Genomic DNA, 10677 nt, shown 5'->3' on the forward strand with positions numbered 1-10677 from the left:
CGCATATCCGCTTCGCCGCGCCGGCGGTATGGTACGAGGCCCAGCTGAGCGCGCCCGGCTTCGAACTCTATGGCCACCACCAGGCGCTCAACCCCTTCGCCTCGCTGGGCCACAACCGCGCGTTCGGCTGGAGCCTGACGATGTTCCAGAACGATGACCTCGACCTCGTCGCCGAGAAGGTCAACCCGGACAACCCCAACCAGGTCTGGTACCAGGGCAAATGGGTCGACCTGCAGAGCGAGGAGCAGGAAATCGCGGTCAAGGGCGCCGCCCCAGTGAAGCTCACCCTGCGCCGCTCGCCCCACGGTCCGATCGTCAACGACGCGCTCGGCGCCAGCTCCGGCAAGACCCCGATCGCCATGTGGTGGGCTTTCCTCGAGACCGAGAACCCGGTGCTCGACGCCTTCTACCAGCTGAATCGCGCCGATACCCTGGCCAAGGCCCGCGCGGCGGCCTCGAAGATCCACTCGCCAGGACTCAACCTGGTCTGGGCCAATGCCGCCGGCGATATCGGCTGGTGGGCCTCGGCGGCCCTGCCGAAGCGGCCGGAGGGAGTGAACCCGAGCTTCATCCTCGACGGCAGCAAGGGCGAGGCGGACAAGTCCGGCTTCTATCCGTTCGCCGACAACCCACAGGAGGAAAACCCGGCGCGCGGCTACATCGTCTCCGCCAACTTCCAGCCGGTCCCGGCCAATGGCCGGCCGATTCCTGGCTACTACAACCTGGCGGACCGCGGCCAGTGGCTGGATACCCAACTGGCCGACCGCGGCACCAAATGGAACCTGGACAACAGCCGCGCGCTGCAACTCGGCAATCGCACCGGCTACGCGCCACGCCTGCTCGCACCCTTGCTGCCGGTCCTGCGCGAGGTGGTCGACGACGCCGAAGGCAAGCGCCTGGTCGAGCAACTGGCGGCCTGGAAGGGCGACTACCCGGTCGACTCGACCGCCGCCACGCTGTTCAACCAGTTGCTGTTCCAGATTGCCGAGGGCGCCTTGCACGACGAACTGGGCGATGCCTTCTTCGACAGCCTGATCGCCACCCGCGCCATCGACAGCGCGCTGCCTCGGCTGGCTGCCGACGCCGACTCGCCCTGGTGGGACGACCGCCGCACAGAGCGCCGGGAAACCCGCGCGGATATCGTCAGGGCCGCCTGGAACGCCTCCCTCGCGCATCTGCGCAGCACCCTCGGCAACGACCCGTCCGGCTGGCTGTGGGGCAAGGCGCATACCCTGACCCACGAGCACGCCCTGGGCCAGCAGGCGCTGCTCAAGCGCCTTCTCAACGTCGGTCCGTTCGCCGCCCCCGGCACCCACGAGGTACCGAACAATCTGTCGGCGAAGATCGGCCCGGCCCCCTGGGCGGTCACCTACGGTCCATCGACCCGGCGCCTGGTGGACTTCGCCGACCCGACCCACAGCCTCGGCATCAACCCGGTCGGGCAGAGCGGCGTGCCCTTCGACGGCCACTACGACGACCAGGCCGAGGCCTACATCGAGGGCCACTACCTGCCGCAGCACTACGAGGAAAACGAGGTGAAGGCGAACAGCAAGGGCGTGCTGGTGCTGGAACCGAAGCGCTGAGCCGGCCGGCGTGGGGTCGGGCGAGTAGCCGCATGGTGGTTGTCCGCCGGGTACAACGGGGTATCGGCGGATAACGCCTCGGGCGTCGCCCTACGGAGCGTAGCCAGGCATTTCCCGCCACCGACGCGCCAATGAAAAAGGCCACCCGCAGGTGGCCTTTTCTTTTCGGCGGAGGGCTCAGGCCGGGGTCGGCGAGCCTTTCTGCCAGTCGGTCGCGGTCTCTTCCATCGCCTGCTGGATCGCCCGGCGACGCCGCTCCTCGGCCTGGCGGGTGAAGTACCAGGCGAAGAAGGTGAACAGCGAAACGCTCAGCAGGATCAGGCTGGCCACCGCGTTGATCTCCGGCTTCACGCCCAGGCGTACCGCCGAGAACACTTCCATCGGCAAGGTGGTCGAGCCGGGTCCGGAGACGAAGCTGGCCAGTACCAGGTCGTCCAGCGACAGGGCGAAGGACATCATGCCGCCCGCCGCCAGCGAGGGCGCGATCATCGGGATGGTGATCAGCAGGAACACCTTCCAGGGCTTGGCGCCCAGGTCCATCGCCGCTTCCTCGATCGACAGGTCGAGTTCACGCAGGCGCGCCGACACCACCACCGCCACGTAGGACGAGCAGAAGCTGGTGTGGGCGATCCAGATGGTCACAATACCCCGTTCCTGCGGCCAGCCGATCAGTTGCGCCATGGCCACGAACAACAGCAGCAGCGACAGACCGGTGATCACTTCCGGCATCACCAACGGCGCGGTGACCATGCCGCCGAACAGCGTACGACCGCGGAAGCGCGGGATGCGGGTGAGGACGAAGGCCGCCAGGGTACCGAGGAGCACCGAGGAGAACGCCGTATAGAAGGCGATCTCCAGGGAGCGTCCGACCGAACTGACCAGTTGGGTGTTGTCCAGTAGGCCGACGTACCACTTCACCGACCAGCCGCCCCACACCGTCACCAGCTTGGAGGCGTTGAACGAATAGATCACCAGGATCAGCATCGGCAGGTAGATGAAGAGCAGGCCGACGATCAGCATGACGTTGGAGAAATTCCAGCGCTTCATACCTTGCCCTCCAGTTCTTTGGCCACGCTTCTGGATGGAGAGCCTGTTGAACGGGATACGGAGCGGGATACGCTGTGCTGGCTCATACCTTGCCCTCCAGTTCTTTGGCCTGGTTCTTGTTGAACAGGATGATCGGGATGATCAGGATCGCCAGCATTACCACCGCCAGGGCGGACGCCACCGGCCAGTCGCGGTTGTTGAAGAACTCCTGCCAGAGCACCTTGCCGATCATCAGGGTCTCGGGGCCGCCGAGCAGTTCCGGGATGACGAACTCGCCCACCGCCGGGATGAACACCAGCATGCAGCCGGCGATGATGCCGTTCTTCGACAGCGGCACGGTGATCTTCCAGAAGCTGGTGAAGTTACGCGCGCCCAGGTCGGAAGCGGCCTCCAGCAGGCTCGGGTCGTGCTTCACCAGGTTGGCGTAGAGCGGCAGGATCATGAACGGCAGGTAGGAATAGACGATGCCGATGTACACCGCGATGTTGGTATTGAGGATGGTCAGCGGCTCGCTGATGAGCCCCAGCCCCATCAGTACGCTGTTGAGCAGGCCGTTGTTGGAAAGGATGCCCATCCAGGCATAGACCCGGATCAGGATCGCCGTCCAGGTCGGCATCATGATCAGCAGCAGCAGGACAGTCTGCGAGGACTGGCTGGAGCGGGCGATGGCGTAGGCCATCGGGTAGCCCACCAGCAGGCAGATCAGGGTACTGATGAAGGCCATCTTCAGCGAGCCGAGGTAGGCATCGATGTAGAGCGGGTCATCGGTCAGCATCAGGTAGTTGCCGAGGTTGAGGAGCACCTGCAACTGCTGGTCCGCGTAGGCGAAGATCTCGGTGTAGGGCGGGATGGCCACGTCCGCTTCCGCCAGGCTGATCTTCAGCACGATGGCGAAGGGCAGCAGGAAGAACAGGAAGAGCCACAGGAACGGCACCCCGATGACCGCATGCCGCCCGGTGGGCATGCGCTTTTTCAGGCTGTTGGCGAATTTCATGACTGCAGTACCACGCCGCTGTCGTCGTACCAGCTGATGTACACCGACTGGTCCCAGGTCGGCCGGGCGACGTGGCGCTCGGCGTTGGCCATGAAGGCCTGGACGATCATCCCGGAGGCCAGCTTGATGTAGTACACCGAGTGGCCGCCAAGGTAGGCGATGTCGTAGACGGTGCCCTGGGCCCAGTTGTGCCCGGCGTGTTCCAGGTTGTCCGGCTTCTGCGCGCTGATCATCACTTTCTCCGGCCGCAGCGCGTAGGTGATGCGCTTGTCCTCGGCGCGGGTGCTGATGCCGTGGCCGATGTAGATCGGGTTCTCCAGCTGCGGGCAGGCGATCACCGCATGGTCCTGCACGTCCTCCACCAGCACGCCGTCGAACAGGTTGACGTTGCCGATGAACTCGCAGACCAGGCGGCTCGCCGGGGTCTCGTAGATGTCCATCGGGCTGCCGATCTGCTCGATGCAGCCCAGGTGCATGATGGCGATGCGCTGGGCCATGGTCATGGCCTCTTCCTGGTCGTGGGTCACCATCACGCAGGTCACGCCGACGCGCTCGATGATCTCCACCAGTTCCAGTTGCATCTGCGAGCGCAGCTTCTTGTCCAGCGCGCCCATCGGCTCGTCGAGCAGCAGCAGCTTCGGCCGCTTGGCCAGCGAACGAGCCAGGGCCACCCGCTGGCGCTGGCCGCCGGAGAGCTGGTGCGGCTTGCGCTTGGCGTACTGGGTCATGTGCACCAGCTTGAGCATCTCGGCCACGCGCTCGTCGATCTCGGCCTTGGGCAGGCCGTCCTGCTTGAGGCCGAAGGCGATGTTCTGCGCCACGCTCATGTGCGGGAACAGCGCATAGGACTGGAACATCATGTTGATCGGCCGCTCGTAGGGCGGCAGGTCGGTGATGTCCTGGCCATCGAGGAAGATCCGCCCCTCGGTGGGCCGCTCGAAACCGGCGAGCATGCGCAACAGGGTGGATTTACCCGAGCCGGAGCCGCCGAGCAGGGCGAAGATCTCGCCCTTGTTGATGGTCAGGGACACGGTGTCCACCGCCAGCGTCTCGTCGAACTGCTTGGTTACCCGGTCGATCTTTACCAGCACCTCTTTCGGCTGCTGGTTGCCCTCTAGGGCTTTCTTGTAGGCACCGGAGGCTATCGCCATTACCACAACTCCCAAGTCGTTGAGCCCGGTCACGCTACCGGGCGGAATTTGAACTTATTTGCCGGTCTTGATCCGGGTCCAGGTACGGGTCTGCAGGCGCAGCACCTTGGCCGGCAACACGGCGGAAACGTAGAGCTTGTCGAGCACGGCCTGCGGCGGATACACCTCCTCGCTGTCGCTGACGCTCTTGTCCATCAGCGGGCGGGCCCCCGGTATCGCGTTGGCGTAGCCGACGTAGTCGCTGACCTTGGCGATCACCTCCGGACGCAGCAGGTAGTCGATGAACGCGTAGGCGTTATCGGCGGCCTTGGCATCGGCGGGAATCGCCATCAGGTCGAACCACAGGTTGGCGCCTTCCTTGGGAATCACGTACTGGATGTCGATGCCCTTGCCGGCCTCTTCGGCGCGGGCAGCGGCCTGGAAGACGTCCCCGGAATAGCCGAAGGCGACGCAGATGTTGCCGTTGGCCAGGTCGGAGATGTACTTGGAGGAGTGGAAGTAGCTGACGTAGGGGCGAACCTTGGTCAGGACTTCCTCGGCCTTCTTGTAGTCCTTCGGGTCGTGGGTGTTGGGGTCCAGCCCCAGGTAGTTGAGGGCGGCGGGCAGCATCTCGTCGCCGCTGTCCATGAAGGCCACGCCGCACTTGGCGAGCTTCTTCATGTTCTCCGGCTCGAAGAGGATGGCCCAGGAGTCGATCGGCTGGTCGCCGAGGACTTCCTTGACCTTGGCCACGTTGTAACCGATGCCGTTGGTGCCCCACAGGTAGGGAACCGCGTACTGGTTGCCCGGGTCGCTGACCTCCAGCTGCTTGAGCAGCGCCGGATCGAGGTTCTTCCAGTTCGGCAGCTTGCTCTTGTCCAGCTTCTGGAAGGCACCGGCCTGGATCTGCTTGCCGAGGAAGTTGTTCGACGGCACCACGATGTCGTAGCCGGAGTGGCCGGAGACCAGCTTGCCCTCGAGGGTCTCGTTGGAGTCGAAGACGTCGTAGCTGACGTCGATCCCGCTCTCCTTGGTGAAGTCCTTGAGGGTGGTGGGAGCGATGTAATCGGTCCAGTTATAGATGTGCAGGCTCTTCTTCTCCGCCTGCACGGGGCCCGCGATCGCCGTAGCCAGAGCGGCTACCAGCAGTGTCTTGCCAATGGAATGTTGCATGTCCGACTCCTGTTCCGGGCCTTTTCACGGCAGCACCCTGCCTGTTCGACCCGTGTTCTTCAAGTGCCGATGTAAGCCCAGATCACTCGGGTTTCATGACAACCCGACGATTCCGCCGGGAAACATGAGTGAGCTGGGTTCCCTACCGGCGTGTTGGTTTCAGGTTTTCCGGGCCCTCGGCCCCGGTGCGAGCGACACGACCGGCCCCGGCGCGGCAGATTGGCGCAGCGCCCATGGCAGCGTCTTCGTCGTCGATACTGCGTCCGGTCGTCGGGCCCCCAGGAGGAAGCGTCTGGACGAACGGGCAAAAGAGTCGAACCTCTTCGCAGGGGAGCGTGGCCGGAGGAAGCCCGGCCGCGTTCCGGTTCTCTCGTGCCGGAGCGCCGGCGGCTTCAGGCGCCGCCGGGCTCCTCGCGGATCACTTGCCGGACTTGATCTTGGTCCAGCTGCGGGTCATCGCCCGCTGGGTCTTGGCCGGCAGGTCGGGGAAGGTATACAGCTTCTTCATGACCTCTTCGCTCGGGTAGATGCCCGGGTCGTTGCGGATCGCCTCGGACACCAGCGGGGTGGCCGCCGCGTTGCCGTTGGGGAACTGAACCACGTCGGTGATCTCGGCCATGATTTCCGGCTTCATCAGGAAGTTGACGAAGGCCAGGGCGCCCTCGGTGTTCTCGGCGTCCTTGGGAATGGCGACCATGTCGAAGAAGCTGCCGGCGCCTTCCTTGGGAATGTTGTACTTGACGGTGACCTTGTTCTTCGCCTCTTCGGCGCGGGACTTGGCCTGGTAGATGTCGCCGGAGTAGCCGATGGCGACGCAGATGTTGCCGTTGGCCAGGTCGGAAATGTACTTCGACGAGTGGAAGTAGGTGACGTAGGGACGGATCTTCAGGAACAGCTCTTCGGCCGCCTTGAGTTCCTTGGGATTGTCGGTGTCCGGCTTGTAGCCGAGATAATGCAGGGCCGCCGGGAGGATCTCGGTCGGCGAGTCGAGGAAGCTGACGCCGCACTGCTTCAGCTTCTGGATGTTCTCCGGCTTGAATACCAGATCCCAGGAATCCACCGGCGCGTTGTCGCCGAAGGCCGCCTTGACCTTGTCCGGGTTGTAGCCGATGCCGATGGTGCCCCACATGTAGGGAATCGCATGCTCGTTGCCCGGGTCGCTGACTTCCAGGGTGTGCATCAGGTCCTTGTTCAGGTTCTTCCAGTTCGGCAGCTTGGACTTGTCGAGTTTCTGGTAGACCCCGGCCTTGATCTGCTTGGCGAGGAAGGAGTTGGACGGCACCACCACGTCGTACCCGGACTTGCCCGCCAGCAACTTGGCTTCCAGCACTTCGTTGCTGTCGTAGACGTCGTAGACGACCTTGATCCCGGTTTCCTTGGTGAACTTCTCCAGGGTGTCCGGCGCGATGTAGTCGGACCAGTTGTAGACGTGCAGTACCTTGTTGTCCGCAGCCTGCGCCATACCGGCCACAGAGCCCGCCAAGGTCAGGGCGAGCAGGGTCTTACCGAAACGTTTCATCATGCGGGGTAGCTCCATTTTTGTTGAAGTATCCGGGCGGTGGCGCAACCGATCGCGTCACCACCCGGTGAGCCTGGCCAACGCACTGGCGCAGTCTGGCAAAAGTCCGCTCAGGGACTCAAGCCAGGACGGCGGCGGCGGTCTGATCGAGGCACTTGCGCGCCAGGGTGATCAACTCATCGATCTGCGACGGATCGATCACCAGCGGCGGCGAGATAATCATAGTGTCGCCCACCGCGCGCATGATCAAACCGTTGCGGAAACAATGTTCCCGGCACAGCATCCCGACGCCCTTGTCGGTGAAACGCTCGCGGGTCTTCTTGTTCTTGACCAGCTCCAGGGCGGCGACCATGCCGACCCCGCGCGCTTCGCCCACCAACGGGTGGTCGGCCAGCTCCTGCCAGCGTTTCTGCAAATACGGTGCCGTTTCCGCCTTCACCTTCTCGATGATCTTCTCTTCGCGCAGGATGCGGATGTTCTCCAGGGCCACGGCGGCCGCCACCGGGTGACCGGAATAGGTGAAGCCGTGGTAGAACTCGCCGCCCTGGTTGAGCACTTCGACGATCTCGTCGCGCACCACCACCCCGCCCATGGGGATGTAGCCGGAGGTGAGGCCCTTGGCGATCGGCATCAGGTCCGGGGCGTTGCCGTAGTACTGGCTGCCGAACCACTCGCCGGTACGGCCGAAGCCGCAGATCACTTCGTCGGCGATGAACAGGATGTCGTACTTGGCGAGGATCTCGCGGATCTTCGGCCAGTAGGTGTCCGGCGGGACGATCACGCCGCCGGCGCCCTGGATCGGCTCGGCGATGAAGGCGGCGACGTTTTCCTCGCCCACTTCGAGAATCTTCTTCTCCAACTGCTCGGCGGCCCAGACGCCGAACTCGTCCGGCGACATGTCGCCGCCCTCGCCGTACCAGTAGGGCTGGGCGATGTGGACGATGCCCGGGATGGGGAAATCACCCTGCTCATGCAACGCCTTCATGCCGCCCAGGCTGACGCCGGCGACGGTGGAGCCGTGGTAGCCGTTCCAGCGGCCGATCACCACTTTCTTCTGCGGCTGGCCCTTGGTCGCCCAATAGTGGCGGACCATACGCAGCACGGTGTCGTTGGCCTCGGAGCCGGAGCCGGTGAAGAACACGTGGTTCATGCCTTCCGGAGCGACGTCGGCGATCGCCTTGGCCAGCTCGACCACCGGCGGGTGGGCGGTCTGGAAGAACAGGTTGTAGAACGGCAACTCGCGCATCTGCCGGGTGGCGGCCTGGACCAGCTCCTCGCGGCCGTAGCCGACGTTGACGCACCAGAGGCCGGCCATCGCATCGAGGATCTTGTTGCCCTCGCTGTCCCAGATATAGACGCCTTCGGCCTTGGTGATGATCCGCGCGCCCTTCTCGTTCAACTGCTTGTAGTCGGTGAACGGCGGCAGATGGTGGTCGCGGCTCAACGCCTGCCACTCACGGGTCTTGGCGTTGGTGATTTGGCTGTTCATGTCACACCTCTTCTATTCAAGACTGTCCGGGAGCGGCGGACCACGCCGGCCGCCCCCGGTCAGGATCAAACGGAAAGCAGGAGGAATTCCCGCTCCCAGGAGCTGATTACCCGCTTGAAATTCTCGTGCTCCGCACGCTTCACCGCGACGTAGCCGCTGATGAACTTGCTGCCGAGATACTGCTCGAGGGGCTTGCAGTTCTCCATGCGCTCCAGCGCCGCTTCGATCGTCAGCGGCAGGCGCAGGTTGCGGCGTTCATAGCCGCGACCTTTGACCTGGGCGCTCGGCTTGATGCCTTCGACCATGCCGATGTAGCCGCACAGCAGGCTGGCAGCCAGCGCCAGGTAAGGGTTGGCGTCGGCGCCGGCGAGACGGTTCTCGACCCGGCGGTTCTCCGGGCTGGAGTCCGGCACGCGCAGGCCGACGGTACGGTTCTCTTCGCCCCACTCGACGTTCACCGGCGCCGAGGTATCGGGCAGGAAGCGGCGGAACGAGTTCACGTTGGGCGCGAACAGCGGCAGCACTTCCGGGATGAACTTCTGCAGGCCGCCGATATGGTGCAGGAACAGCTCGCTCATGGTGCCGTCGGCATTGGAGAAGATGTTCTTGCCGGTCTTCACGTCGACGATGCTCTGGTGCAGGTGCATCGCGCTGCCCGGCTCGCCGGTCATCGGCTTGGCCATGAAGGTCGCGGCGACGTTGTGCTTGAGCGCGGCCTCGCGCATGGTGCGCTTGAACACCAGGATCTGGTCGGCCAGGTCGAGGGCGTCGCCATGACGGAAGTTGATCTCCATCTGCGCGGTGCCTTCCTCGTGGATCAGCGTATCCAGGTCAAGGCCCTGGGCCTCGCACCAGTCGTACATGTCCTCGAACAGCGGGTCGAACTCGTTGGCGGCGTCGATGGAGAACGACTGGCGCCCGGTTTCCTGGCGTCCGGAGCGGCCCACCGGGGCCTGCAGCGGATAGTCGGGGTCGTCGCTGCGCTTGGTCAGGTAGAACTCCATCTCTGGCGCCACGATCGGCCGCCAGCCCTTGTCGGCATACATCTTCAACACGCGCTTGAGGATGTTGCGCGGCGACAGCTCGATGGGATTGCCGAGCTTGTCGAAGGTGTCGTGGATCACCATCGCGGTGGGCTCGATGGCCCAGGGGACGAGGAACACGGCATTCTCGTCCGGGCGGCAGACCATATCGATGTCGGCCGGGTCGAGCAGGTCGTAGTAAATGTCGTCTTCCACGTAGTCGCCGGTGACGGTCTGCAGCAGAACGCTCTCCGGCAGGCGCATGCCCTTTTCCGCGATGAATTTGTTGGTCGGCGAGATCTTGCCGCGGGCGATGCCTGTCAGATCGGAAATCAGGCATTCCACTTCGGTGATCTTGCGTTCCTTCAGCCAGCTGGTCAGCTGGTCTAACTTGGTAGTCATAAAGACCTCAGGGTTGAGAGTCCGGCCCCAACAGCCGGACTCAACGTTGCCCCGCCCTCTTGCCGCAGGCCTTACCGAAAGCCTGGAAGATAGCGAGATAGTTGGGGTTCGTCAGAACCTGCCACTCCGGGTGCCATTGCACACCAAGAGCGAAGGCTTTTGCACCTTCTACGGAGATGGCTTCGACCAACCCGTCAGGCGCCAGTGCTTCTACTCGAAGGCCCGGCGCCAGACGATCAACGCCCTGGCCATGGATGGAATTGACCTGGAACTCGCTCGGCAAGCCGATACCGGCGAGCACTCCGCCCGGCTGCACAT

General features: G+C 64.0%; 9 protein-coding genes. 1 reads left to right on the forward strand and 8 read right to left on the reverse strand.

Translation table 11 applies throughout. The annotated features are described in order from the left end of the window. A partial coding sequence (hacB, locus tag FFS27_RS20745; protein ID WP_137952179.1) for an N-acylhomoserine lactone acylase HacB occupies positions 1–1583 on the forward strand: 1583 nt, incomplete at its 5' end. A 177-nt stretch (positions 1584–1760) separates the two neighbouring features. Here the strand turns inward: hacB and FFS27_RS20750 are convergent. The 8 genes from FFS27_RS20750 to FFS27_RS20785 all read right to left on the reverse strand — a co-directional run. Further along, positions 1761–2630, reverse strand: a complete 870-nt coding sequence (locus tag FFS27_RS20750) for an ABC transporter permease subunit (protein ID WP_003084307.1) — start codon at positions 2628–2630, stop codon at positions 1761–1763. An 82-nt stretch (positions 2631–2712) separates the two neighbouring features. Then, the gene (locus FFS27_RS20755) at positions 2713–3594 is read right to left on the reverse strand and encodes an ABC transporter permease subunit (RefSeq protein WP_003121722.1); all 882 of its coding nucleotides are present in this window, start codon (positions 3592–3594) and stop codon (positions 2713–2715) included. Between the two features lie 26 nt (positions 3595–3620). Then, on the reverse strand, positions 3621–4775 hold the full coding sequence (potA, locus tag FFS27_RS20760) for a polyamine ABC transporter ATP-binding protein (RefSeq protein ID WP_003084303.1): 1155 nt from the start codon (positions 4773–4775) through the stop codon (positions 3621–3623). Positions 4776–4829: 54 nt separating this feature from the next. Next, positions 4830–5927, reverse strand: a complete 1098-nt coding sequence (spuE, locus tag FFS27_RS20765; RefSeq protein WP_003084301.1) for a spermidine-binding protein SpuE — start codon at positions 5925–5927, stop codon at positions 4830–4832. A gap of 418 nt (positions 5928–6345) precedes the next feature. Continuing rightward, complete coding sequence (gene spuD / locus FFS27_RS20770) at positions 6346–7449, reverse strand: putrescine-binding protein SpuD (RefSeq protein WP_003084299.1); 1104 nt, start codon at positions 7447–7449, stop codon at positions 6346–6348. 115 nt (positions 7450–7564) lie between these two features. Continuing rightward, entirely contained in the window at positions 7565–8935 is a 1371-nt protein-coding gene (gene spuC, locus FFS27_RS20775) for a putrescine--pyruvate aminotransferase (RefSeq protein WP_003084297.1), read from the reverse strand. A 65-nt stretch (positions 8936–9000) separates the two neighbouring features. Continuing rightward, positions 9001–10359: a glutamine synthetase family protein gene (locus FFS27_RS20780; RefSeq protein WP_003084290.1), complete on the reverse strand. Its 1359-nt coding sequence runs from the start codon at positions 10357–10359 to the stop codon at positions 9001–9003. 40 nt (positions 10360–10399) lie between these two features. Further along, on the reverse strand, positions 10400–10677 hold a 278-nt coding region (locus tag FFS27_RS20785), incomplete at its 5' end, for a gamma-glutamyl-gamma-aminobutyrate hydrolase family protein (protein ID WP_171019210.1).

The organism is Pseudomonas sp. 2VD, from assembly GCF_005503585.1.
Classification (GTDB): domain Bacteria; phylum Pseudomonadota; class Gammaproteobacteria; order Pseudomonadales; family Pseudomonadaceae; genus Pseudomonas; species Pseudomonas aeruginosa.

What these genes read in the sequence shown, in the direction of transcription:
- FFS27_RS20750 (WP_003084307.1), bottom strand. Translation starts at nt 2,630, where the DNA reads ATGAAGCGCTGGAATTTCTCCAACGTCATGCTGATCGTCGGCCTGCTC.
- FFS27_RS20755 (WP_003121722.1), bottom strand. Translation starts at nt 3,594, where the DNA reads ATGCCCACCGGGCGGCATGCGGTCATCGGGGTGCCGTTCCTGTGGCTC.
- potA (WP_003084303.1), bottom strand. Translation starts at nt 4,775, where the DNA reads ATGGCGATAGCCTCCGGTGCCTACAAGAAAGCCCTAGAGGGCAACCAG.
- spuE (WP_003084301.1), bottom strand. Translation starts at nt 5,927, where the DNA reads ATGCAACATTCCATTGGCAAGACACTGCTGGTAGCCGCTCTGGCTACG.
- spuD (WP_003084299.1), bottom strand. Translation starts at nt 7,449, where the DNA reads ATGATGAAACGTTTCGGTAAGACCCTGCTCGCCCTGACCTTGGCGGGC.
- spuC (WP_003084297.1), bottom strand. Translation starts at nt 8,935, where the DNA reads ATGAACAGCCAAATCACCAACGCCAAGACCCGTGAGTGGCAGGCGTTG.
- FFS27_RS20780 (WP_003084290.1), bottom strand. Translation starts at nt 10,359, where the DNA reads ATGACTACCAAGTTAGACCAGCTGACCAGCTGGCTGAAGGAACGCAAG.